At 70.9% G+C, this 24,351-nt stretch carries 21 protein-coding genes; 8 read left to right on the top strand and 13 right to left on the bottom strand.

What is annotated here, in order from left to right; all coding sequences use genetic code 11:
* Positions 1–32: 32 nt before the first annotated feature.
* Entirely contained in the window at positions 33–1,124 is a 1,092-nt protein-coding gene (gene dapE, locus ACIBLA_RS02640; RefSeq protein WP_363241665.1) for a succinyl-diaminopimelate desuccinylase, read from the bottom strand.
* Positions 1,125–1,218: 94 nt separating this feature from the next.
* Here dapE and ACIBLA_RS02635 point away from each other — a divergent pair, with 94 nt between their 5' ends.
* On the top strand, positions 1,219–2,190 hold the full coding sequence (locus tag ACIBLA_RS02635; protein WP_363241758.1) for a hypothetical protein: 972 nt from the start codon (positions 1,219–1,221) through the stop codon (positions 2,188–2,190).
* 289 nt (positions 2,191–2,479) lie between these two features.
* Complete coding sequence (locus ACIBLA_RS02630) at positions 2,480–2,920, top strand: ATP-binding protein (RefSeq protein ID WP_363241666.1); 441 nt, start codon at positions 2,480–2,482, stop codon at positions 2,918–2,920.
* 95 nt (positions 2,921–3,015) lie between these two features.
* Here the strand turns inward: ACIBLA_RS02630 and ACIBLA_RS02625 are convergent, their stop codons facing one another.
* Both ACIBLA_RS02625 and fdxA read right to left on the bottom strand, forming a co-directional pair.
* The gene (locus ACIBLA_RS02625) at positions 3,016–4,110 is read right to left on the bottom strand and encodes a bifunctional succinyldiaminopimelate transaminase/glutamate-prephenate aminotransferase (RefSeq protein ID WP_399197567.1); all 1,095 of its coding nucleotides are present in this window, start codon (positions 4,108–4,110) and stop codon (positions 3,016–3,018) included.
* A 101-nt stretch (positions 4,111–4,211) separates the two neighbouring features.
* A complete protein-coding gene (gene fdxA, locus ACIBLA_RS02620) occupies positions 4,212–4,538 on the bottom strand; it encodes a ferredoxin (protein WP_189111520.1) in 327 nt (108 codons plus the stop codon).
* A 139-nt stretch (positions 4,539–4,677) separates the two neighbouring features.
* Between fdxA and ACIBLA_RS02615 the strand changes: the two genes are divergently transcribed.
* Positions 4,678–5,700: a GNAT family N-acetyltransferase gene (locus tag ACIBLA_RS02615; RefSeq protein WP_363241668.1), complete on the top strand. Its 1,023-nt coding sequence runs from the start codon at positions 4,678–4,680 to the stop codon at positions 5,698–5,700.
* A gap of 17 nt (positions 5,701–5,717) precedes the next feature.
* On the top strand, positions 5,718–6,563 hold the full coding sequence (locus ACIBLA_RS02610) for a transglutaminase-like domain-containing protein (RefSeq protein WP_363241669.1): 846 nt from the start codon (positions 5,718–5,720) through the stop codon (positions 6,561–6,563).
* A 432-nt stretch (positions 6,564–6,995) separates the two neighbouring features.
* Here the strand turns inward: ACIBLA_RS02610 and ACIBLA_RS02605 are convergent, their stop codons facing one another.
* From ACIBLA_RS02605 to ACIBLA_RS02590, 4 genes are all read right to left on the bottom strand, one after another.
* Positions 6,996–9,218 carry a hypothetical protein gene (locus tag ACIBLA_RS02605; RefSeq protein WP_399197566.1) on the bottom strand — a complete coding sequence of 741 codons (2,223 nt, stop codon included), beginning with the start codon at positions 9,216–9,218 and terminating at the stop codon, positions 6,996–6,998.
* Between the two features lie 214 nt (positions 9,219–9,432).
* Positions 9,433–9,861, bottom strand: coding sequence for a DUF6113 family protein (locus ACIBLA_RS02600; protein ID WP_363241759.1), 429 nt, complete (start codon positions 9,859–9,861; stop codon positions 9,433–9,435).
* Positions 9,862–9,905: 44 nt separating this feature from the next.
* Complete coding sequence (gene mshB / locus ACIBLA_RS02595) at positions 9,906–10,808, bottom strand: N-acetyl-1-D-myo-inositol-2-amino-2-deoxy-alpha-D-glucopyranoside deacetylase (RefSeq protein ID WP_363241671.1); 903 nt, start codon at positions 10,806–10,808, stop codon at positions 9,906–9,908.
* Positions 10,809–10,850: 42 nt separating this feature from the next.
* Positions 10,851–11,045, bottom strand: a complete 195-nt coding sequence (locus tag ACIBLA_RS02590) for a hypothetical protein (protein WP_363241672.1) — start codon at positions 11,043–11,045, stop codon at positions 10,851–10,853.
* 180 nt (positions 11,046–11,225) lie between these two features.
* Between ACIBLA_RS02590 and ACIBLA_RS02585 the strand changes: the two genes are divergently transcribed.
* Positions 11,226–13,421 carry a prolyl oligopeptidase family serine peptidase gene (locus tag ACIBLA_RS02585; RefSeq protein ID WP_399197565.1) on the top strand — a complete coding sequence of 732 codons (2,196 nt, stop codon included), beginning with the start codon at positions 11,226–11,228 and terminating at the stop codon, positions 13,419–13,421.
* Positions 13,422–13,473: 52 nt separating this feature from the next.
* Here ACIBLA_RS02585 and ACIBLA_RS02580 read toward each other — a convergent pair whose 3' ends face one another.
* The 6 genes from ACIBLA_RS02580 to ACIBLA_RS02555 all read right to left on the bottom strand — a co-directional run bounded on the left by ACIBLA_RS02580 (position 13,474) and on the right by ACIBLA_RS02555 (position 20,452).
* Positions 13,474–14,526 (bottom strand): hypothetical protein, encoded by a 1,053-nt coding sequence (locus ACIBLA_RS02580; protein WP_399197564.1) that lies wholly within the window; start codon positions 14,524–14,526, stop codon positions 13,474–13,476.
* A gap of 212 nt (positions 14,527–14,738) precedes the next feature.
* Entirely contained in the window at positions 14,739–15,884 is a 1,146-nt protein-coding gene (locus ACIBLA_RS02575; RefSeq protein ID WP_399197563.1) for an ABC transporter ATP-binding protein, read from the bottom strand.
* Positions 15,868–16,851, bottom strand: a complete 984-nt coding sequence (locus tag ACIBLA_RS02570; protein ID WP_363241676.1) for an ABC transporter ATP-binding protein — start codon at positions 16,849–16,851, stop codon at positions 15,868–15,870. Before ACIBLA_RS02570 ends, ACIBLA_RS02575 begins: the two co-directional genes overlap by 17 nt.
* Positions 16,852–16,862: 11 nt before the next feature.
* Positions 16,863–17,849, bottom strand: coding sequence for an ABC transporter permease (locus tag ACIBLA_RS02565; RefSeq protein WP_363241677.1), 987 nt, complete (start codon positions 17,847–17,849; stop codon positions 16,863–16,865).
* Entirely contained in the window at positions 17,842–18,765 is a 924-nt protein-coding gene (locus ACIBLA_RS02560; protein ID WP_363241678.1) for an ABC transporter permease, read from the bottom strand. The genes ACIBLA_RS02565 and ACIBLA_RS02560 overlap by 8 nt, the downstream gene beginning before the upstream one ends.
* 61 nt (positions 18,766–18,826) lie before the next feature.
* Positions 18,827–20,452, bottom strand: a complete 1,626-nt coding sequence (locus ACIBLA_RS02555) for an ABC transporter substrate-binding protein (protein ID WP_399197562.1) — start codon at positions 20,450–20,452, stop codon at positions 18,827–18,829.
* Positions 20,453–20,807: 355 nt separating this feature from the next.
* On the opposite strand from ACIBLA_RS02555, the gene ACIBLA_RS02550 reads away from it, so the two are divergent.
* The 3 genes from ACIBLA_RS02550 to ACIBLA_RS02540 are packed head-to-tail and all read left to right on the top strand — an operon-like array spanning position 20,808 to position 24,351.
* Positions 20,808–22,421 (top strand): ABC transporter substrate-binding protein, encoded by a 1,614-nt coding sequence (locus tag ACIBLA_RS02550; protein WP_399197561.1) that lies wholly within the window; start codon positions 20,808–20,810, stop codon positions 22,419–22,421.
* Complete coding sequence (locus ACIBLA_RS02545; RefSeq protein ID WP_399197560.1) at positions 22,418–23,461, top strand: ABC transporter permease; 1,044 nt, start codon at positions 22,418–22,420, stop codon at positions 23,459–23,461. Before ACIBLA_RS02550 ends, ACIBLA_RS02545 begins: the two co-directional genes overlap by 4 nt.
* Positions 23,458–24,351 (top strand): ABC transporter permease, encoded by an 894-nt coding sequence (locus ACIBLA_RS02540; RefSeq protein WP_399197559.1) that lies wholly within the window; start codon positions 23,458–23,460, stop codon positions 24,349–24,351. The genes ACIBLA_RS02545 and ACIBLA_RS02540 overlap by 4 nt, the downstream gene beginning before the upstream one ends.

Below are 24,351 nucleotides of genomic sequence, written 5' to 3'. Positions count from 1 at the left end.
CCCGCCGTGCCGGCCGTCTCGCCCACGCCTCTTTACGAGGTGAGCCAGTCCCGCAGCCGCCTCTCGCAGTGCGTGATCCGCTCGACGGCCACGTGCTCGTCGCGCTTGTGGGCCAGCAGCGCGTCCCCCGGGCCGTAGTTCACCGCGGGCACCCCGAGCGCGCCGAAGCGCGAGACGTCCGTCCAGCCGAACTTGGGCTGCGCGGTGCCGCCCACGGCCGCCATGAACGCGGCTGCGGCGGGGTGCGAGAGGCCGGGCAGGGCCGCGCCCGAGTGATCGTCCACGACGAACTCCCGGATCCCGCAGTCGGCGAACACCTCACGCACGTGCGCCACCGCCTCCGCCTCGCTGCGGTCCGGCGCGTAGCGGTAGTTGACCACCACGGTGCACGCGTCGGGGATGACGTTGGTCGCCACGCCCCCTTCGATCGCCACCGCGTTCAGACCCTCCCGGTACTCCAGCCCGTCGATCACCGGGCGGCGCGGCTCGTACGCGGCGAGGCGGGCAAGGATCGGCGCCGCGGCGTGGATGGCGTTGGACCCCATCCAGCTGCGCGCCGAGTGCGCCCGCTCGCCCTCCGTACGGAGGTGGATCCGCAGCGTCCCCTGGCAGCCGCCCTCGACCTGCGCGTCGGAGGGTTCGAGCAGGACGGCGAAGTCCGCCTCCAGGAGGTCGGGGCGGGCGGCGGCCACGTGCCCCAGGCCGTTGAGGTCGGCGGCGACCTCCTCGTTGTCGTAGAAGACGAAGGTGAGGTCGCGGTTGGGGGCGGGGACGGTCGCGGCGATGCGCAGCTGGACGGCGACCCCCGACTTCATGTCGGTGGTGCCGCAGCCCCAGAGGATGCCGTTCTCGTCCAGCCTGGAGGGCACGTTGTCCGCGATGGGGACGGTGTCGATGTGTCCGGCCAGGATGACGCGCTCGGCCCGCCCGAGGTCCGTCCGCGCCACGACGTTGTTGCCGTAGCGCTCGACGGTGAGGTGCGGCAGTGCGCGCAGCGCCTCCTCGACGGCGTCGGCGAGGGGCTTCTCGGTGCCGCTGACGGACGGGATGTCGACGAGCCGGGCGGTGAGCTCGGCGGCGTCCAGCGTGAGGTCCAGCACGGTTCCAGGCTTCGTTTCGGGCATGACCAGACCCTACGACGTGGCCGGTGTCGGCCGAGCGGGGCAGAGGGCGGCCGGGCCGGTGCTGGCCGCCCGGTCGGGCCGGTACGGTGTGCGCGTGTCCGAGACCGCCTCCCCTCCCCGTCGCGGCCGATTCCTTCGCCTCACGGCCGCCTTCACCGTGCTCCTCGCGCTGGCCGGCTACCTCGTGGTGAGGTACGTCTCCGGCGACGGCGGCCCGCCGCGCTGCACGGCCCGCGCCGCCGGGCCGTCGGACGGCGACGTCCCCACGTACGAGATGAGCCCGGAGCAGGCGGCGAACGCCGCCACGATCTCCGCGGTGGGCACCACCCGCGGCATGCCCGAGCGGGCCGTCACGATCGCTCTGGCGACCGCTCTCCAGGAGTCGGCGCTGCGCAACATCGACTACGGCGACCGGGACTCCGTCGGCCTCTTCCAGCAGCGCCCGTCGAAGGGCTGGGGCACGGTCGAGCAGATCCTCGACCCCGTCTACTCGGCGGGGAAGTTCTACGAAGAGCTGGCCGAGGTGCCCGGCTACTCGCGGCTTCCTCTTACGGAGGCGGCGCAGCGCGTCCAGCGCAGCGCCTTCCCGCAGGCGTACGCGAAGCACGAGCCGGACGCGACGCTGCTGTCCGCCGCGCTCACCGGCAAGGCCGCCGCGACCCTCACCTGCACGGGCGGCGGCGGGAGCGACGGCGAACCGGGCGACCCGGCGAAGGTACGCGCGGCCCTGACCCGCGCCTTCGGCCCCGAGGTGCTGCCGAGCACCGCCGGCGCCGACGCGGCGGCGAACGGCGCGGCCGAGGGCGGGCAGGCGGGCGGCGAGAAAGCCGACTCCAAGGGGCCGGCCGAGGTCGCCGTGCCGGTCAACTCCTCCGAAGGGGCCCGCGGCTGGGAGCTGGCCCACTGGGCGGTGGCGCGCTCCGCCGATCTGCGGATCGACGAGGTCTCCGTAGGAGACCGGGTGTGGAGCGCGGAAAGGTCCGACGAGGGCTGGCGCAAGACCGACGGTGAATCCGGCCCTGCGGGTTCCGGCGTAAAAGACGTTCGAATGCGTATCGCGCAGTAGTCCGGCGGGGTCACCCGAACGGGCTAGTCATGGCATATCCGGTCGGCATTTCACCGCCGGACCGAGCCGTTCACTCGGTTGGCGCCAAATCCCCTGCCACGAAAGGGAAGTGACGGTTCGCCAGGTCTCCGCACCGAGGATCCTTTGACCGTTTTTATCCGCACCGGATAATGCGACGCATTACCAATTCTTTACTCTTGTGCACCGCAACCTCCGGTGCCCTTCGAGGGGTTGTCACAGCGTCTGATCGCTGGACACGACAATTTCCTCTCCCCGCCAAAGGAGCATCATGTCCCTCCCCCTGACCCGTCGGATCGCCCGTGCCGCGCTGCTTATCGCGGCGGGCGCAGCCCCCGTGGTCGGTGCGGCCGGCTCCGCCAACGCAGCAGCCCTGCCGCAGGCCACCGACCTCGGCAGCGTTTCCCAGCTGGACGGCGCCGCCCTCGGTGACACGCTCGACAGCGGCGCCCGGCAGGCGACCGGTCTGGCGGGCGAGGTCGGTGCCGAGACGGTCGCCACCTCCGTCCCGGCGGCCGGTGAGACCCTCGGCGACGTCGCCAAGGCCGCGACCCCCGTCGCGCAGCGGGCGGCCGGTGAAGCCGCCGGCGGCGCCGGTCAGACGCTCGGCGACGCGGCCACGTCCGTCACCGAGAACGGTCTGCCGACCGATTCCCTCGGAGAGGGCCTGCCCACCGACAAGCTCCCGGTCAACACCCTGCCGCTCGGCTGATCCGAGCCGGTCCACAGGGACGTTCACACGCAAAGGGGTCCGGGGAGTACACGCCCCCCGGACCCCTTCGCGCTGTTCCCACGGGTCTGACTCGATCAGCCGAGCCGCTTGACCGCGGCCTCCACGCGCTCGTCGGTCGCCGTGAGCGCCACCCGTACGAAGCTCCCGCCCGCGGGCCCGTAGAAGTCCCCCGGCGCCACCAGGATCCCCAGCTCCGCCAGATGCGCCACCGTCTGCCAGCACGGCTCGTCTCGCGTCGCCCAGAGGTACAGGCTCGCCTCGCTGTGCTCGATCCGGAAGCCGTGGCCCACCAGGGCCGCCCGAAGGGCGGTACGGCGGGCCCCGTACCGCGCGCGCTGCTCGGCCACATGGGTGTCGTCGCCCAGCGCCGCGACGGTCGCCGCCTGCACCGGCGCCGGCGTCATCATGCCGCCGTGCTTGCGGATCTGCAGCAGCTCGCCGAGGACGGCGGCGTCACCCGCGAGGAAGGCCGCGCGGTAGCCGGCCAGGTTGGAGCGCTTGGAGAGCGAGTGGACGGCCACCACGCCCTCGTACGAGCCGCCGCAGACGTCCGGGTGGAGTACGGAGACGGGCTCGGCCTCCCAGCCCAGCTCCAGGTAGCACTCGTCGCTGAAGAGCAGCACATCGTGCTCACGGGCCCAGGCGACGATCCGGGTCAGCTCGGCCTTGTCCAGGACCCGGCCGGTCGGGTTCGACGGCGAGTTCAGCCAGAGCAGCTTCAGGCCCGCCGGGTCGAGCTCGGCCGGGTCTTCGTAGGAGACGGGCTCCGCGCCGCACAGCCGGGCGCCCACCTCGTACGTCGGGTAGGCCAGCCGCGGATACGCGACCCGGTCACCGGCGCCGAGTCCGAGCTGGGTCGGCAGCCAGGCCACCAACTCCTTCGAGCCGACCACCGGAAGGACGTTGGTGTGCGCGACGTCGCGCGCGCCGAGCCGCCGTTCGACCCAGCCCGTCAGCGCGTCACGCAGCTCGGCCGTGCCCCACACCGTGGGATAGCCGGGCGAGTTCGCCGCGGCGATCAGGGCGCGCTGGATCAGGTCGGGAACCGGGTCGACCGGGGTCCCGACGGACAGGTCCACGATGCCGTCCGGATGGGCCGCCGCTGTCGCCTTGTAGGGCTCCAGCTTGTCCCAGGGGAAGACCGGAAGGCGCGAAGAGACTGCGGACACGGTGCTCACTTTCTCGACAGTGCTCACTTTTCGGCACAACGGGGGAAACACCTCGGTCCCGTACGGCGAGGTTGCCGTACGGGACCGGGTGCGCGCGCCTGTCAGTCGTTCTGAGGCTGCGGCGGCAGTGCGGCGATGAAGGGGTGGTCACGCTCGATCAGACCGAGCTTGGACGCACCACCGGGGGAACCGAGTTCGTCGAAGAACTCCACGTTCGCCTTGTAGTAGTCCTTCCACTCCTCCGGGGTGTCGTCCTCGTAGAAGATCGCCTCGACCGGGCAGACCGGCTCACAGGCGCCACAGTCGACGCATTCGTCCGGGTGGATGTACAAGGACCGGGAGCCCTCGTAGATGCAGTCGACCGGGCACTCTTCGATGCACGCCTTGTCCTTGAGATCCACACAAGGCTGCGCGATGACGTAGGTCACGCTGTCGTTCCTCCTCGATAGGGCGCGGCGGGCCATATGCGGCTCCGTCCACGGGCGCGCGGGAGCGCGGCGTCGTCGATGCCCGCACCTAGTATCTCCGTTCCCGGGCATGATCCGCACAGGAGGGGCGCGCAGAGCTGTGGAATTCACAACCGGAGGACGGCTGGAGGTCCGGATCACCCCCGCCGACGTGGGAAAACGCGTGTCTGTCCGGCGTCTGACCGGCGCCGTCGACGGCACGGAGAAGTTCACCGACACGGTCGGAACTCTCACATCTTGGGACGATGATGTGGTCCTCATCACACGTCGCACCGGTGAGACCGTCCGGATCGCGGCGTCCTCGCTCGTCGCGGGCAAGGTCGTTCCGGCCGCCCCCGCCCGGCGCCGGGGTCCTGCCGCCTCCTTCCGGGAGCTGGCCGGGGTGGCGGCGCGGGCGTGGCAGCCGGTGGAGCGGGAGGCGCTCGGCGAGTGGGAGCTGCGGGCGTCCGCCGGTTTCACCCGGCGCGCCAACTCGGTACTGCCGCTGGGCGATCCGGGAATGCCCCTGGACGAGGCGCTGGGGCGCGTACGGCGCTGGTACGACCTGCGGAGCCTGCCCGCGTACATCCAGACGGCCACGGGCGCCGAGGGGACGCAGGAACTGCTCTGTGCGGAGCTCGATGCGCGGGGCTGGCGGCGGGAGGTGACGGCGGAGCTGCGCGTGGGGGCGCTCGCGCCGCTGGCGGACGGCGGGCGGGACGCGGACGGGGACGCGGACGCGGATGTGGCACCGGTACGGCTCGACCGCGTCTGCGACGAGGCGTGGCTCCGCCGCTACCAGCGCTTCGCGGAGCCGGGTCCGCACGTGCTGAAGGTGCTCGGCAGCGGGCCGTCGGTGTGGTTCGCGTCGGTCGCCGGCGACGACGCCGGGGTGCCGGCCGCGATCGGACGGTGTGTGGTCGACGGGCGCTGGGCGGGCTTCATGGCCGTCGAGGTCGATCCGGCGCGGCGGCGGCAGGGCCTGGCGAGCGCCGTGATGCGCGCGCTCGCCCGCCGCGCGCTGGACGAGGGCGCGAGCGCCGGGTGGCTCCAGGTCGAGTCGGACAACGCGGCGGCGGGCGCGCTGTACGACGGCATGGGCTTCGCCACGCATCACCTGTACCACCACTTCCGAGCCGCGTGAGGAGCGACGGACCGGCCATGGAACCTCAACCGCCCTCGCCGGACCGGCGCAGCCGGTTCGCCGCCGAGGCCCGCGCCGAACGGCCCGATGTCGCACTGCTCTGCCTCCTCATCGGTATGGAGGCGGACTCCGCGCTGGACGAGGCCGGGCTCGACGCGGCCCAGATCGAACTCGACCGGCTGGCCGGGATGCTGCCCTTCGGCCTCACCGGCCCGCGCGCCTGGGCCACCGCGCTGGCGGACCTGCTGGGCACGCGCCTCGGCTTCCGCGGCACGCCGGGCGAGTACGGGCGTCTGGAGGCCTCCCTGCTGCACGAGGTCCTGCGGCGCAGGCGCGGATTGCCGATCCTGCTGTCCGTCCTGTGGACGGAGGTCGCGCGCCGTGCGGGGGCGCCGGTGTACGGCGTGGCCCTGCCCGGTCACTTCGTCGTCGGCCTCGGCGCGCCCGAGGAGCCCGAGGAGGGGGTCCTGGTCGACCCGTACGCGGGCGGCAGGCTCCTGACCCGCCAGGACACCGAGACGCTGGTGACGGGGGCTACAGGCGCCCCTCTGGAGCCGTCGATGCTGACCCCCGCCGAACCTCTCCACGTCGTGATCCGCATCCTGAACAACATCCGCGCATGGGCGTCGACCCGCCCGGAACGCGGCGATGTCGCCCTGTGGGCCGTCGACCTGAGCCTCCTGCTCCCGTCCCACCCGGCCCGCCTGCGGTACGAACGCGCCCAAGTGCTGGTGCGGCGCGGGGAGTTCCTGGCCGGGGCCGCGGAGATGGACGAGTACGCGGAGGTGGTGTCGGCGGTGGAACCGTCAACGGCGGACGCGATCCGCGACAAGGCGCGGGCGGCGCGGGCGATGCTGAACTGAGCGGGGCGGGGCGGGACCGGCTGGCGCGCCACCGGGCGACCGGTGGGGCGTGGCCCGGACCGGCCGCCGACCGCCCGTAGGGCGGGGCGGGGCGACTGGTGCGCGCGAGCACCCGCCGGACGCCGCCCTCGGCCGGCATGCACCCAGCAGCCCCGTGCCAGGGTCGAACCAGGTCCAGACGGCGCACACCATGTCGGTACATGCGAAAACGAGGCGGAGGACCGCCCTCGTGCCGGACGCGAAGCCGGGCCGCATCCGGCCACGCCACCCCACGCCGCCCGGTCACCTCACCCGCGAGCGGGGCTCACGGCGTCCGGCACGGGCTCGGGCAGCTCCGACGCCGAGCGCGCACCCGGCGGGCGCCGGCCTGCCCGGTCGTACCCACGCGCGCGCCGAAGTGCCCCGGGGGCACTTCGGCAACGCGGCGAGGAGCTAGCCCTGCGGGTTGAGGTCGATTTCCGCCGTGCGTTCCGACGGGGTTTTGCCCAGGAGGGGCTTCTGCATCGCCTGGGCCACGTCCGCCGCCGACAAGGGGTGTTCCTTGCCGTCGGCCTTGGTGATCGTCAGGCCGTCGAAGACGCCGTCCAGCAGCTCCTCGATCGCCGCCCTGTCGTAGACCTCGACCAGCTTTCCGTCGATCGCCTTCATGGAGAGGATCTGCGGCAGCGACCGGTCGGGGCCGAACTGGATCTGCCTGCCGCCCGCCTTTATCGTGATCAGGCCGGACATCGCGGGTTCCGCGAAGTCCTTCATCGCGCGGTCGAGTTCGGCCTGGTCGATCGTCGGTTCGCGGCTGCTGACGGGGAGTTCGACGATGTTCGGCTTGCCCGTCTCGACCTGGGCGCGGTAGGCGTCCTTCACCGAGATCATCGAGCGTTCGACGTCAAGTGCCTTGCCCGCCTTGCCCGGTACGGGAACGGCCTTGCCCGGCTCGAACTTGATCGTGCCGTCCGCCGCCGAGCCCGAGTCGCCCGCGAGGTCCGTGAGCGCGACCCGCAGTTTCTCCTCGTCGACCGGGAGCACCGGTTCGGTGACGCGTTCGCCGCCGAAGAGCGAGCCGATCACGGAGACCGGGTTGTAGTCGCTGCCCGCCGCGTTGCGGACCGTCGCCTGGCTGTCGAGGCTGAGTCCCGCCTTGTCCGGTCCCAGCTCCTCCTCCTTGCCGCCGACGGACAGTTGGAGCGGCGTGGTCGAGCGCTTGCCGAGCGTCGCGTCGAGCTTGTCCACCGCGTCGTCGCGGGTGCCGCCGCCGATGTCCACCCCGAGGACGGTGGTGCCTTTCGGTACGTCGGAGTGGTTCAGGAGCAGCCCTGCGCCGTAGGCGATCACGACCAGCGTGACGATGCCCGCACCGGCGCCCACCAGCTTGGAGCGGCCCTTCTTCTTAGGAGGCGGGCTCGTCGTCCGCGCGGGCGCGGGACCCGAGCCGGGGCCCGCGGGCGTGGCGGACGCCGGTCCCGGCGGGCCGGGGAAGTCCGGCGACGAGAAGTCGGGGTTGCCGCCGCCGTGGGACGAGGGCCCCGCCGACATGGCGCCGCCGGCCGACGGGCCGGGAGGCGCGGGCAGCTGGCCGTCCTGGAACCGGCCACCGGACAGGTCGGCGCGCGGCGCCGCGCCCGTCTGGGAACCGGCGGGCGGGTACGGCGAGCGGCTCTCGGAGGGCACCACCGGGATACCGCTGCTGAGCGTGTCGCCCGAGACATGGCTGCCGGGCCCGCCGGGGGGCTCGGGGGCGGGCTGCTGCGGGGTCAGTATCGCGGTGTCGTCCGACATGCGCGGCCGTCCGCCGCGGTCGTCCCGGTCGTCACGACCGGCCGGTCCCGTGGGGCCTCCCGGTTCCGTGGGGCCGCTCGTCGCTCCCAGGTCGGCGCCCGGCGGCAGGTCCAGGAAGGCGAGCGAGGACATACCGCTCGCGGGGCCCGAGGTCGGTCCGTCGGGCGCACCGACTCCGAACGCCGGTGTGCTGCCGCTGCCGGGCGGCACGCTACCCGGAGGCACGCTGCCGGGCGGCATGAAGGCGTTGCCCGCGGGTGCCTGCGGGCGCGGCACGCCCGCCCCGCCTCGGGTGTCCGGCCCGGTGTCGGAGCCGTACGGAAGGTCGGAACGGCCGCCGGTGCCGGGTCCGGCACCAGGACCGGGGACCGTCGGGCCGGGCGCCGTCGCGGCGGCGCCGGCGCCCATCGCACCGGTCGACGTGCCCCCGCTCGGGGGCTTGCGCGGCGCGAACCAGTCACTCGTCGCAGGCTTGTCCTCCGCCGGCGCGTCCTCGTCGGCCGCTGCCGAACCCGTGTCGGGTCCGGCGGCGGTACGCGGCGCGCCGCCCGTGTCGTCGGCGCCCCGGCCCGCCCCCGCGGGCGGACCCGCGGGTCCGCCGGGGGAGGACGGGCCACTGTCCCTGTCGCTCATGGGCGTACGCATGACGACCGGCGGAATCGGCCGCGAACCCGGAATATTGATCCGGATACGCGTGGTCAGCGTGGTCTCGGTCTTCGGCTCGCCCGGCTGGGCCGGGGCCTCGGCTGTCTCCTCCGGAGCGTCCTGCTCAGGGTGCAGCGACGGATACTGGCGGGATCCGTACGGCGGTGTCCCCGAGGGGTACGCGGCTCCGCCGCGCCCCTGGGGCCCGGAGGACGAACTGTCAGTTTCACGACTCAAAGCAGGTTCTCCCGGGTTGGCTCCGCCGCCCGTTCTTACTGGCTCACTGGTACTCAACTGTGTGGGTCCCCCAAGCCTGAGGCCAGGGGACGGCCCGGAGCGCGCACCACCATACTGTCCTGCGCCGGACCACACCCGACGACCGGGGGAAGCGTTTATTCCACCGACCGTACGGACGGGGTCAATTCGGGCCGACAGCTACGGACGGGTGGCGTCACTTTCCAAGTCGGCCGGACTCGGTGCCCGGTTGCGGTGACCGCGACATGGTGGCACACATCACAGCGACAAGCGCACCGCCGAGCAGATAGACGATCGGTCCCAGGCCCGCGGCGAAGACGCCGTCGCCCTCCGGGCGGCCGAGACTCAGCACGATGACGGCGATCAGCCAGCCCGCCGCGGGGGCCCCGACGCCGAACGAGGTCCCGGTGGCGGTCAGACCTCCGTAGAAGAGGCCCGCGGAGGCGACCAGCGCGAGGATCAGGCCGCCGGGGAACCAGCCGCCCTGGACGAGCGCGCCCGCCGTGCCGACCACCGCCCCGAGGACCAGAAGACCGAGGTACGCGGCGATGCGCCCGGGTCTCGGCGGGGACGCGAGCCACCCGCCGGGCTCACCACGCCCCCCGGCGCCCGCGCGGGCTCCCATGCCCGCGCCCGCACGCGCCCTTGACTCCGCGCGCTCGCGCCCGCTCACTCGCCCACCCCCGCGAAGAGATCCGTCTCGCGCACGCCGGCGTCCGCGCCGGAGGCGCCCCGTACCAACTGGTAGTACTCCGTGCTGAAAAGCGGCTGTCCGAGGCCGTTGGAGAGCGCGAAGAAGGGCCCGTCCACGACGATCTGGGTCTCGTGGGCGCGCATCGCCGCGGCCTTGTGCGCCGCGTACGCCGTCCCGTCGATCTCCGCCGTGATCTCGCCTTCCTCCACCACACCGGGTACGTCGGCGATGTCCGCCACGCCCGCGAAATCGGCCCCGGAGGCGCGCAGTCGGGCGAAACCCTCCTCGGCCGCCGAGCGCGGTACCCGGTTCCAGTAGATCTTCGCGATCGTGTGCGGGGCGCCGAGTCCGGGCCGGACGTCGCCGTCGGCGGCCAGTTCGGCGGCGCGCGTGGCAACGCGGTGGGTCTGGATGTGGTCGGGGTGGCCGTAGCCGCCGTGGGGGTCGTAGGTGACGAGCACCTGCGGCCGTACGGAGCGGATCACCTCCACGAGGTACGTGGCGGCGCCGTCCACGTCCGCGCCCCAGAAGGCGCCGTCACGGCCGTTCTGCGGGAAGCCCATCATTCCTGAGTCCCTGAACCGCCCCCGGCCGCCCAGCAGCCGGTGGTCGCCGACGCCCAGCTCTCTCATCGCGGCGGCCAGTTCGCCCTCGCGGTGGGCCCCGAGAGCGCTGAAGGCGCCCGTCGACTCGTCGCCGGGCGCCAGATGGGCGAGGGAAGGCGGAATGACCTCGCCCTCCTCACCGAGTGTGCAGGTCACCAAGGTGACCTGAGCGCCCTCGGCCGCGTACCTGGCCATCGTGGCGCCGTTGTTGATCGACTCGTCATCGGGATGGGCGTGGACCAGGAGCAGACGACGGCCGGGGAGATCGGTCATGCCCACAGCGTACGAGGCGGGTCCCCCGACGAGATGTCCGCACTAGAACTGGAGGTCGCCGATCATGCCCGCCACGTTCGTGGTGAGGTCACTGATCGTGGGAGCCACCGAGGAGCTGGCAAGGTAGAAACCGAGTAATACGCAGACCAACGCGTGTCCACCCTTGAGCCCGGATTTCCGGATCAGGAGGACGACAACGATCGCCAGCAGCACCACCGCCGAAATCGAGAGTGCCACGGCGGTTCACCTCCACAGATGGTCGGCGGATATTCGATCGGGACAGGCAACACGCATGTGCCGGCGGGTACATACCCACTTGGCGCTATGGATCATAACTATCCGCCGGAACGCATCGATCGGTGCACAGCAGCACATGGGGGCGCACGAACGAGCGGCACGGACGCTAGGTTCGGTCGTATGACCTCGAGGCAACAACTCTCCTTCCCTCGCCAGTACGCAAGGACCCAGCGCTTCACGCTCGGCGCTCCGCGGGCCTTCACCGTGTCCCCCGACGGTTCGCGGGTGACCTTCCTCCGATCCGCCTCAGGAACGGACCGGACGAACCGTCTCTGGGTGCTCGATCTCGACGACGGGGCGGGTACGGCGCGCGAGCGGATCGCCGCCGACCCGGAAGCCCTGCTGGCGGGCACACCGGAGGAGCTGTCGGCCGAGGAGCGCGCCCGCCGGGAGCGGAGCCGCGAGGGGTCGTCGGGCATCGTCGGCTACGCGGTCGACGGCGCCGCCGAGTTGGCGGCCTTCGCCCTGTCGGGGCGGCTGTTCACGGCCGAGCTGCGCGCCGGGACGGCACGCGAACTGCCCGTACCGGGGCCGGTGATCGACCCGCGCCCGTCGCCCGACGGGCAGCACATCGCATACGTGGCCGGGGGCGCGCTGCGGGTGACGGGGGCCGAGGGGGACGGCGACCGTGAACTGGCGGCGCCGGAGGACGGGCGGACCACCTACGGCCTGGCCGAATTCATCGCTGCCGAGGAGATGGGGCGCTCCCGCGGTTTCTGGTGGTCGCCGGAGTCGGACCGGCTGCTGGTCGCGCGGGCCGACGCGGCCGACGTACAGCGTTGGTGGATCGCCGACCCCGCGCACCCGGACCGCGAGCCGGCGACGATCTCCTATCCCGCGGCCGGCACCCCCAATGCTGACGTGCGGCTTTTTCTGATCGGCCTCGACGGCTCACGTACGGAGGTGGTCTGGGACCGGACCGAGTCGCCGTATCTCGGGGCCGTCCACTGGTCGTCGGCGGGTGAGCCGGTGCTGCTGGTGCAGGCGCGGAACCAGCGCTCTCAGCGCTACCTGACGGTCGACACGGCGAGCGGCGAGACACGGCGCGTGTGCGAGGAGACGGACCCCGCATGGCTTGAACTGTTCGCCGGTGTACCGGCCTTGACGCCCGGCGGCGAGCTGGTGCGGATAGTGGACATTCCTGGCGGCGAGCACGGTGCGGACGTGGTGGCGCCCGAGGACGGCGCGCGCGTGCTCTTCGTCGGTGACCGGGCGCTGACGGGGCCGGAGTTGCAGGTCCGCGGGGTGCTCGACATCGGCGAACGCGATGTGCTGGTGTCCGCTGCGGCGGGCGAGGCCGCCGAGACGCCAGAGATCGGTGAGATCCATGTCTACCGGGTGCCCTACGGGACTCCCGGCGATGTACCGGGCGTGCCGGAGCGCGTCTCGGAGGGCGTGGGCGTGCACAGCGCCGTACGCGCGGGCGGTGTCATGGTGCTCGCGTCGTCCCGGCCCGACGTGAGCGGAACCATGGTGCAGGTGGTGCGGGAGGGCAAACAGCTCGCCGTCGTCACGTCGTACGCGCAGCAGCCGAATCTCACCCCGCGCGTGCAGCTCACGGAGGGGGGCGCACACCGAATTCCGTGCGCCGTTCTGCTCCCCACGGACTACCAGGAGGCGGACGGCCCGCTTCCGGTGCTGCTGGATCCCTACGCGGGCCCGCACGCCCAGCGCGTGGTGGCGGCGCACAATCCGTACCTCACGTCCCAGTGGTTCGCCGACCAGGGTTTCGCCGTCGTCGTCGCGGACGGCCGGGGCAGTCCGGGCCGCTCTCCCGGCTGGGAGAAGGCGGTGAAGGACAATCTGCCGCTCACCCTGGACGACCAGATCGAAGCGCTCCAGGCGCTCGCCGAGCGGTTCCCGCTGGACCGGTCGCGGGTGGCCATCCGCGGCTGGTCGTACGGGGGTTACCTCGCCGGACTCGCGGCGCTGCGCCGTCCCGACGTGTTCCACGCGGCGATCGCGGGCGCCCCGGTGACCGACTGGCGGCTGTACGACACCCACTACACGGAGCGGTATCTGGGTGATCCGGCACAGGCGCCCGAGGTCTACGCGGTCAACTCGCTGGTCACCGACGACGGGCTCACGGAGCCCGCGACTCCGGTGCGGCCGATGATGATCATCCATGGTCTGGCCGACGACAACGTCGTGATGACGCACACGCTGCGGCTGTCGTCGGCGCTGCTGTCGGCGGGCCGGCCGCACGAGGTGCTGCCGCTCACCGGGGTGACGCACATGACGCCGCAGGAGCAGATCGCGGAGAACCTGCTGCTGCTCCAGGTGGACTTCCTGAAGCGTTCGCTCGGGATGCCGTAGTGCCGGTGGTGACCGCAGTGCCCGCAGTGCCGGTAGCGCCGTGGTGAAGCCCTCACCAGCCGGACGGTGGTGACGAAGGCGGTAGCGGCCCAGAGGGTGGCGGCGGCCCGGAGGGCGTGGGCGGCCATGTGGGCGGCGGCGGGGGGAACCCACCGCCGCCGCCCTGCCCGTCGTACACCGGCGCGTACGGCCCGGCCATCGTCATGTCCTCCTCGCCCTTGCGGGCGAGCGCCAACAGCGCCAGGCAGCCCGCGCCGAGCCCGAACAGCGAGCTGATGAGCAGAAGTTGCACGGGCGTCCGCGACTCCTCGAAGTGGGCGAACGCATCGCTGCGCAGAGCCGTCACCAGCGTCGGGCCGCCGACGCCCACGAGGAGCGCGGTGGCCACCATGCCGAACGGCCGTGAGAACGGCGTGCGGTAGAGCGCCCCGACGGCCGCCGTGAGGCAGAGCAGCGCGATCGACACGTTCAGCCAGCCGTAGGGCATGCCGAGAAGTGGCGTCACTCCCGCCTCCCCGGTGACGTGGTCGAGATAGGCGTCGAGGCCCAGCTCCTGCCCCCAATAGACCTCCCAGGCCGCCCAGATGCCCGCCACGGCGCCCAGCAGCAGGAAGGCGGTCACGGAGACGCCCTGCGTGGGCCGTGTCGGCGTCAGCCCGTACGCGGAGTCCGGCGCTCTGCGTCCGACAGCGGCCGTGACGAGCAGCGCGACGCCGACCTGCACAGCGACGAAGGCACAGAGCAGCGCACGGCCGCGCAGCTCGTCCGGGACACGTTCCCCCAGCCACGACGAGCTGAGCACCCAGAGCGCCGGCAGCCGGACGGCGAGTGTGAGGACGCCGGTGGCGACGAGCGCGGACGCGGCGACCGCCGAGCGCGCGACGGTGACGGCCACGACGACGTACACGACCAGCAGCACGGGATCCAGCACGGAGGTCGTGAGCGGGGCGAGGGTGCGAACGCCGTCACCGTCCACCCAGTGCCACCACAGATCGACGGGCCGGTCCGTCACCCGCAGATCCCGCACGATCCACCCGGCGGCGACGACGGCGAGCACGGCGCACAGCACCGCGCCGGTGATCCTGGCCCCGCGGGTGAATATCACACGGCGATGGTCCCGGCTGAACGCTCCGGGAACAAGGGCGCCGACCGTCCCCCGGCGCGTGGCTCCAGCCGCCTCGGGCGACCGGCCGGGACCTCAGGATCCCGGCCGGTCCAACGGCACCCGCACGGCCGTACGTCGACCAATGTGACGCGTCCGTATATCGGCGAGGCGTCGGCCAAGTTTCCTGCGTGTCAACGGACCTGACGTCTCAATCACGTCTCCTTGTCCGGATCCGGACCCTGCTCCCCGTACGCGCCACCCTCCCCGCGCGCCTCTTCGGCCCCGGCCCCGGCGGCCACCACCTGGCGTTCCTCGGCGAAGTGACACGCCGAGTCGTGCTCCGCGGGGCCCTGTGTTCCCCGGAAGACCGGGGGCACGGCGAGCAGCGGCACCTCAAGCCTGCACCGCTCCTGCGCCTTCCAGCAGCGGGTACGGAACCGGCAGCCGGACGGCGGATGCGCCGGTGAGGGCACCTCGCCGGTCAGGATGATCCGTTCGCGGCCGGCGCGGACCGCGGGGTCGGGCACCGGCACCGCGGAGAGCAGCGCCTGCGTGTAGGGATGGGTGGGGTGGTCGTAGATCTGGGTGTCCGTGCCGATCTCGATGATCCGCCCCAGATACATCACCCCGACCCGGTCGGAGATGTGCCGGACGATCGACAGGTCGTGCGCGATGAAGACGTAGCTCAGGTCGAACTCGTCCTGGAGCTTCTCCATCAGATTGATGACCTGCGCCTGCACGGACACGTCCAGCGCCGAGACCGGCTCGTCGGCGACGATGACCTCCGGCCGCAGCGCCAGCCCGCGCGCGATGCCGATGCGCTGGCGCTGGCCGCCGGAGAACTGGTGCGGATAGCGGTTGATGTACTCCGGGTTGAGCCCCACCACGTCGAGCAGGTCCTGCACCCTCCGCCGCCGGTCGCCCTTGGGGGCGACCTCGGGGTGGATGTCGAAGGGCTCACCGATGATGTCGCCGACGGTCATACGCGGGTTGAGCGAGGTGTACGGATCCTGGAAGACCATCTGGATGTTGCGCCGTACGGCCTTCAGCGCGCGGCCCGACAGCCGGGTGATGTCCTCGCCCTTGTAGCGGATCTCGCCCGCCGTGGGCCGTTCCAGATTGACCAGCATCCGCGCCACGGTCGACTTCCCGCAGCCGGACTCGCCCACGACGCCCAGCGTCTCGCCGGCCGCCAGGTCGAAGGAGACGCCGTCGACCGCCTTGACCGCGCCGATCTGCCTCTTGAAGAGGATGCCCCGGGTGAGCGGGAAGTGCTTGACCAGGTCGCGTACTTCCAGAATCGGTTCAGCAGGCGCGGCGGGCTCAGCAGGCTCGGCGCGCTCAGCCATCGACGTCATCGAGAGTCTCCCTCCAGAAGAAGCAGGCGCTTCGCCGGTTCTCGTCGACCTCGAAGAGCGGCGGCACATCCGTACGGCAGATGTCCTGCGCCCGCGGACAGCGCGGGTTGAAGGCGCAACCGGCCGGGATGCGCTGGAGGTTGGGCGGCAGGCCCTTGATCGCGTACAGGTCCCGGCCCTTCTGGTCGAGCCGGGGGATGGAGTCGAGCAGGCCGCGGGTGTAGGGGTGGGCGGGGGCCTTGTAGATGTCGTGGACGGGGGCGGACTCGACGATCCGGCCCGCGTACATGACCGCGATCTTGTCCGCGACGTCGGCGACGACACCGAGGTCGTGGGTGATCAGGATCAGCCCCATGTTCAGCTCGCGTTGCAGATCCGCCAGCAGCTCCATGACCTGGGCCTGCACGGTCACGTCGAGCGCGGTCGTCGGCTCGTCGGCGATAATCAGCGAGGGTTCGAGGGCCATCGCCATGGCGATCATGATGCGCTGGCGCATACCGCCGGAGAACTGGTGCGGGTAGTCGTTCACCCGCTCCTTGGCCGCCGGGATCCGTACCCGGTCCATGAGTTCGACGGCCTTCGCCCGCGCCTCCTTCCGGGACGTCCCCCGGTGCACGACGAACATCTCGCCGAGCTGGGCGCCCACGCTCAGCACGGGGTTGAGCGAGGAGAGGGCGTCCTGGAAGATCATCGCCATGTCGGCACCGCGGATCTTCCGCCGCCGGTCCTCCTTGGTCGTGAGCAGGTCCTGCCCCTTGAACAGCACCTCGCCACCGGTGATCCGGCCGGGCGGGACGTCCAGGATGCCCATGATCGCCTGGGCGGTGACGGACTTGCCGGAGCCCGACTCGCCGAGCACGGCGAGGGTTTCGCCCGCGTCGACCGAGTAGCTGACCCCGTTGACCGCCTTCGTGACGCCGTCGCGGGTGTGGAACTCCACCTGAAGATCGCGCACGTCGAGCAACATGGACCGGCTCCTCAGCGCAGCTTGGGGTCGAGGGCGTCGCGCACCGCGTCGCCGAGCATGATGAAGGCGAGCACGGTGATGGCGAGGGCGCCGGCCGGCCAAAGCAGCATGTGCGGGGCGTTGCGGATGAACTTCGACGCGTCGGAGATGTCGATGCCCCAGGACACGGAGGGCGGTTTGAGGCCCACGCCGAGGTAGGAGAGCGTCGCCTCCAGCGCGATGTACGTGCCGAGCGCGATGGTCGCCACCACGATGACCGGGGCGATCGCGTTGGGCAGGATATGGCGCAGCATCATCCGTGAGTTGGAGGCGCCGAGGGCGCGCGCCGCCTGGACGAAGTCGTTCTGCTTGATGGTGATGACGGAGCCGCGGGCGATCCGGGAGATCTGCGGCCAGCCGAGCAGCACCATGAAGCCGACCACGGGCCAGACGCTGGAGCTGGTGACCACGGAGAGCAGGACGAGCCCGCCGAGCACCACCGGGATACCGAAGAAGATGTCGGTGAGGCGGGAGAGGATCGCGTCCCCGGAGCCGCCGAAGAAGCCGGCCAGCCCGCCGAGCGCGGTCCCGACGAGCGCGACACCGAGGGTGGCGCAGACGCCGACGGTGACCGAGGCGCGGGCGCCGTAGACGGTACGGGTGTAGACGTCGCAGCCCTGCGAGGTGAAGCCGAAGGGGTGGCCGGGCTGGGAGCCCTCCTGGGCCTTGGAGAGGTTGCAGGAGAGCGGGTTGCCCGAGGCGATCAGCTGGGGCCAGATCGCGATGATCACCAGGAAGACGATGACGAGGCCGGAGATGATGAAGACCGGGTTGCGGCGCAGGTCGCGCCAGGCGTCCGACCAGAGGCTGCGGGGCTTCTCCTCGGGCCCCTCGCCGTCGCCCTGGTCGAGCCCTTCGAGCTCGGCGCCGTCGCCGGTGGCGAGGTCCATGGAGCCGCCGAAGCCGGTCGGGGCGATGGCTCCTTCGTCCTGCGGGTTCGGGGACTCTGGCTCAGGCATAGCGGATCCTCGGGTCGAGTACGGCGTAGAGCAGGTCGACCAGCAGATTCGCGAGCAGGAAGATGATGACGAGGATCGTCACGAAGCCGACGACGGTCTGGGTGTTCTGGCGCAGGATGCCCTGGTAGAGCTGGTAGCCGACGCCGTGGATGTTGAAGATCCGCTCGGTCACGATCGCGCCGCCCATCAGGGCGCCGATGTCGGTGCCGATGAAGGTGATCACCGAGATCAGCGAGTTGCGCAGCAGATGGCGGGTGATCACGCGGTGTCTGGGCAGGCCCTTGGCGATGGCGGTACGGACGTAGTCGGAGCGGTTGTTCTCGGCGATGGAGGTCCGGGTCAGCCGGGTGACGTACGCCAGGGACACCGAGGCCAGTACGAGGCCCGGCACGATCAGTTCGCCGAGCGGGGCCGCCGTCGAGACCGACGGGGAGATGATGTTCCACTTCACGCCGAGGAGCAGCTGCACGATCAGGCCGGTCACGAACGTCGGTACGGAGATGACGACCAGGGTCAGCAGCAGGACGCCGCTGTCCACCGGCCGGCCGCGGCGCAGTCCGGTGATCACGCCGAGCGTGATGCCGATGATGATCTCGAAGACGATGGCGACGATCGTCAGCCGGATGGTGATCGGGAAGGCCGTGCCCATCAGCTCGGTGACCTTCTGGCCGTTGAAGGCCGTACCGAAGTCACCGGTGAAGACGTGCCCCATGTAGGTGAGGTACTGCTGCCACACCGGCTTGTCGAGGCCGAACTGGCTGCGCAGTTGCGCGGCGGTCGCCGGGTCGCACTGCCGCTCGCCGCAGAGCCCCGCGATGGGGTCGCCCATCACGTTGACCATGAGGAAGATCAGCAGCGTGGCACCGATGAAGACGGGGATCATCTGGAGCAGACGCCGGATCACATAACGTCCCATGAAGGGCTCCGGGTGTCGTGGTCGGGTCCTGGGGCCTTCGGGGCCTCCAGGGCCTGAGGCGTCAGCTGACCTTGATCTCGTTGTAGACGGGGACGCTGAAGGGGTTCAGAGCGACGTTGCTCAGCCGCTCCGAGTAGCCGGCGCTGCCGTTCTGGTACCAGAGCGGGATGGCGGCCATGTTGTCCCGTACGACGCCCTCGGCCTGCTGGAACTTCTTGATCGCGGTCTGGGTGTCGGTCTCGGCGTTCGCCTGGTTGACGAGCTTGTCGAACTCGGCGTTGGTCCACTTGCCGTCGTTGGACGAGGCGTTGGTGAAGTAGAGCGGCTGGAGGAAGTTCTGGATCAGCGGGTAGTCCATCTGCCAGCCGGCCCGGAACGGACCGGGCATCTTCTGCTGGGTGATCTGGCTGCGGAAGTCCGCGAAGGTGCCGATCGGCCGGCCCACGCACGCCCGGTCGTTGCCGAGGGTGTTGTTGATGCTGTTACAGACGGCGTCGATCCAGTCCTTGTGGGAGCCGGTGTCCGCGTTGTACGTGAGCTGGATCCGGCCGCCGGGCAGCCCGCCCCCGTCGGTGATCATCTTCTTCGCGGCGGCGGGGTCGAAGTCACAGGCCTTGCCGCAGAGGCCGGCCTGGTAGCCGCCCGACGTGCCGAGCACCGGGGAGGTCCAGTCGGTGGCCGGGGTACGGGTCTTCTGGAAGATCGTCTCGGTGATCTGCTTGCGGTTGATCGCCATCGAGAGACCGGTGCGGACCTTCTGGGCGTCCGGGGTGTTCCACGCCTTGTCGTAGTACGGGAAGGCGAGGGTCTGGATGATGCCGGCGGGGGTGTTGATGTAGCGCGATCCGAGGTCGGCGGGCGCGTTCTTGAGCTGGGAGGCCGGGACGTCGTCGACGAGGTCCAGATTGCCGGCCGTCAGATCGGTGTAGGCGGTGTTGTTGTCGGTGTAGACCTTCAGGTCCACGCCGCCGTTCTGTGCCTTGTCCGAGCCGGGATACTTGTCCCACTTGCGCAGGGACATCTGCGAGCCCTTGGTGTACGAGTCGATGGAGTACGGCCCGTTGCCGACCGGCTTGGCGAGCCAGCCCGCGTGGTCGGTGAAGAACGAGGAGGGCAGGGGCGCGAACGCGGCGTACCCGAGGGTGTCCGGCCAGGTGGAGAACTTCTGGGAGAGCTTGACGGTGAAGGTCTGGGGGCCGGTGACCTTGAGGCCGGAGAGCGTGGCGGCGGTGGGCTTGCCGGAGTCGGGGTGGACGGCCGTATAGCCGTCGATCTGGCCGAAGAAGTAGGCGTTGCGCTGGTTGTTCTTCAGGTTCGCGCCGTAGTTCCAGGCGTCCACGAAGGACTTCGCGGTGACCTTCTCGCCGTTGCTGAACGTCCAGCCGCTCTTGACGGTGATGGTGAAGTTCGTGGAGTCCGTGGTGTCGATCTTCTCGGCGAGCATGTTCTCGGCCTTGGCGGTCTTCGGGTTGTACCGCTTCAGCCCCCGGAAGACCATGTCGAGGACCTTGCCGCCCTGGACCTCGTTGGTGTTGGCGGGCTCCAGCGGGTTCTGCGGGTCGCCCCAGGACGAGCTGAGCACTCCGTCGGTGCCACCACTGCCGCTCCCACCGCCGCCGCAGGCGGTCGCCGCGAGTGCGACGGCGAGCGCACCTGCGGCCCACTTGGCGTGCGTGGCTCGGCGCATGGAGTTCCTCCTGAGTCCCGAATGTCACTTAGGCCCAAATATCACTCCCTTTCAGATGTCCCGCACGTCTTGGGCACCCGTGCGGGGAAACAGGGCCGGGCGGTCACGGACCCGGACCGCCGGACATGACGAGGCCCGGACCGCGTACGGACACTGTCGGCGAATCCCCTCGGCCGGGACACGAGGGCGAGTTGGCTGAAAGCTTCCGGCGTGTTACATCTCCCGCAGCCCATTGATACCCCCTCCCCGTATCTATATGTTGATCGCACTCTGAAGCGGAGCACGTACCTCCAGGAGGTCGATCGTGCATATCACTGCTTGTCGCGCCACCAGAAAGACCATTACTTCCCGATCTGTGATCGTCACACTCACTCTCGCTGCGAGCCTGGCGCTCGGCGCCTGTTCCGGTTCCGGCGCACCCGGCGGGGCCGACGGCTCGTCAGGGCCCGAGCGGGCCAAGGAAATCACCATCGGAATCGCAAGCGACGAGGGAAGCCTCACCCCGTACACCCAGGTGACCGGTTATCCGGGTGCCAATCTCGTCGCACTCGTCTACGACAAGCTGCTGGAGCGGGACGCCAAGAACCAGCCACGTCCGCTGCTCGCGGAAAAGGTGACGGCGAACGCCGACAGCACCGTGTTCACCCTGCCGCTGCGCAGCGGCGTGAAGTGGCACGACGGCAAGCCGTTCACCGCCGACGACGTGGTGTTCAGCGTCGATTACTACAAGAAGTACAACATCAGCGACAGCGCCCCCCAGCTCGACGGGGTCAAGGGCGTCACCGCCCGCGGCAACAGCGTGGAGTTCCAACTCGCGGCCGCTGACCCGGAGTTCGCCCTCCGGGTGCTGGCGGACATGCGGATCCTGCCCCAGCACATCTGGTCGTCGGTGAGGAAGCCCGACGCCGTCGGCGCCGCACAGGCCATCGGCACCGGCCCGTACCGGCTCGTGTCCTACAAGAAGAACCAGGGCTACGTGCTCCGGGCGAACCCTGACTACGCCATGGGCACGCCGAAGGCCGACGAGATCAAGATATCCGTCATTCCCGAGCAGCAGACCGCCCTCGCGGGCCTGCGCACCGGTGAGGTGAGCGTCTCCACGCGTGCTGTCCCGGCGGAGCAGGCGAAGGGACTGGCCAGACAGCGGGGCGTGAAGATCACCGAGGGACCGGACTTCAGCAGCACGCTGCTCGCTTTCAACAACCGGCGAAAGCCGTTCGACGACCCCCGGGTCCGCACCGCGATCTCCCTCGCCATCGACACGGACAAGCTCGTCTCCACCGTGATGCAGGGCAAGGCAAAGCCCGGCAGTCCCGGCTGGCTGCACCCCGACGCCCCCGGGTCCAGCACCTCCCCCAAACACACCTACGACCCCGCGCAGGCCAAGACGCTCCTTGACCGGGCCGGGGCTGAACCGGCGGCGGGCGGCGTCCGGGCGATCGACGGCAAGCCGATGAAGTTCTCGCTGCTCGTGCAGTCCGTCACCCCGCAGCGCATCCGGGCCGCCGAGTTGATCCGGGACATGCTCAAGCCGGTCGGCATCGCCGTCACCGTGAACTCGATGGATCCCGACTCCCTCGACGCCAAGGTATGGCCGAACTACGACGTGAACCGCCGCCGCGACTACGACATGACCATGTGGGGCTGGTCGGCTCCCACCCAGCTCGACACCATCTCGTTCGGCAGGGTGGTGAGCTCCGACACCTCCCTCGGCAAGCTCAACATCACCGGCACCAAAGACGCCCAAATGGACCGTCTGGTCGGCCAGTTGGGCAAGGCCGAGACCCTCGACGAGCGGTACCGGATCCGCGCGGCGCTGCAGCGGCGCACTGTGGAGATCACCCCGTTCGTCACGCTGTACTACCCGACCGGCGTCTACGGCTACCGCAAGGACGTCTTCGACGGCTGGGTCTACCAAGCCGGCACCGGCATCCTTAACAAGGCGTCCTTCGTGGAGGCGAAGTCATGACCGCGGTGGCCGCTCCACCGGCTGCCGCGGCCGACCCGCCGCAGAAGGCGCCGCGCCGCCGCTCCCGGCGGGCCACCGCACGGTGGATCGCCGGCAGGTTCGCCGAGTACGGCATCGTTGTCGCGCTCGCCCTGGTCATCAACTTCGCGCTGCCCAGGGCCCTGCCCGGCGGACCGCTGCGCACCCTCGGCGGTGTGGGCCAGACGGGCGTCCTCAGTCCCGAGGACCGCAGGCGGGTGCTCTCCGAATACGGGCTCGACCAGCCGCTGTGGCAGCAGTTCCTCACCTATCTGCGCAATGTGGCCACGCTGGACCTGGGCACCTCGTTCGCCGACGGACAGCCGGTGAGCGACGCGATCGGGCAGGCTCTGCCCTGGACGCTGCTGCTGGTGGGCACCAGCCTCGTGCTCATCGCGCTCGCCGGGATCGCGCTCGGGGCGGTCGCGGCGGTTCGCCGCCGCCGCGGAAAGGGCAACGGGCTGCTCGCCATGTCCCTGCTGCTGGAGTCCATCCCGTCGTTCTGGCTGGGCATGCTCTTCATCGCGTTCTTCGGGGTGAACCTCGGCATCCTGCCGGTCTTCGGCGTCGGCGACGGCTGGGACGACCCGGCGGGCTTGGCCAAGTACCTGGTCCTGCCCGTGCTCGTCCTGACCCTGACCGGGCTCGGCCAACTCTTTCTGATCACGCGCTCGTCGATGCTGTCGGTGCTCGCCGCCGACCACATCGAGCACGCTCGGGCCCGCGGCGTCCCTCGCGCCCGGCTGATCCGCCGGCATGCGCTGCGGCCCGCGCTGCTGCCCGTGCACACCGCGCTGCTCATGGAGGTGGGCTTCCTGGTCGGCGGCGCATTGGTGGTGGAGACGGTGTTCGCCTATCCGGGACTCGGCCGGGTCACGTTCGACGCGATCCAGGCCAAGGACTTCCCCGTCATGCAGGGCACGTTCCTGGTCCTCACCTGCGCGGTGGTGGCGATGAACGCGCTCGCCGACGCCACCTATGCCTGGATCGACCCGCGAGTCCGCACGGGAGGCGCCGCATGACCGCCACGGAAATCGGTGCACAGCAGGCTGCCGCCGCGCCGGAGGCCCCCGGCAGGCGCCGGGCACGCGAACTCCTCGGCCTGCCGGGGCTGTTGGGCCTGTCCATCCTGACCACCCTGGTCGCGGTCGCGGCCATCGGCCCGCTGTTGATCTCCAACACCGGGCTGTCCCCCGTCGCCGAGCCGTGGGCCGCCCCGCGCTCCGGGCTGTGGCTCGGCGGCGACGACGTCGGCAAGGACATCTTCGCCCAGCTCGTCATGGGCACCGGTAACTCGCTGCTGCTCGCGGGCGCGGTCGCCTCCATGGTCACCGTGGTGGCCGCGGTGGTGGGAGGCACCGCCGCCGTCGCCCCGCGGTGGGTGTCGGCCGCCCTCATGCGGTTCGCCGACGTGATGCTCATCCTGCCGCTGCTGCCGCTGCTGATCGTCGCTGCGGCGTTCCTCGGGCGCGGGATGGACGTACGGATCGTGCTGATGGCCGCGCTGTACTGGGCTGGTCCCGCCCGGGTGGTACGGGCCGGGGTGCTCGGCGCCTGGTCGTCGGCGCACCTGGAGGTGGCGCGGGCCATGGGCGCGCCTCTGCGGCACCTGCTGCTGCGGCACGCGTCGTACGCCGTCGGCCCGCTCCTGATCCCGGTGTTCGTACGTGCCGCGATGTACGCGATCGTCGCCGACGCCAGCCTGTCCTTCCTCGGCCTCGGCGACCCGACCCGCGCCAGCTGGGGCACCGTCCTGTTCTGGGCCAACACAAACAGCGCGTTCCTCACCGACGCGTGGGCGCGCTGGCCGCTGCCCGCGGGCCTGGCGATCACCGTGACCGTCATCGCGCTCGGGCTGATCGGCACCGCGGTCGAGGAACGTATCAATCCCGTGCTGCGAAAGGCCTCGTGA

The organism is Streptomyces sp. NPDC050433 (genome assembly GCF_044458565.1).
GTDB lineage: Bacteria > Actinomycetota > Actinomycetes > Streptomycetales > Streptomycetaceae > Streptomyces.
The sequence above is the reverse complement of the archived record's forward strand: the minus strand, read 5'-3'. Positions and strand labels throughout refer to the sequence as shown.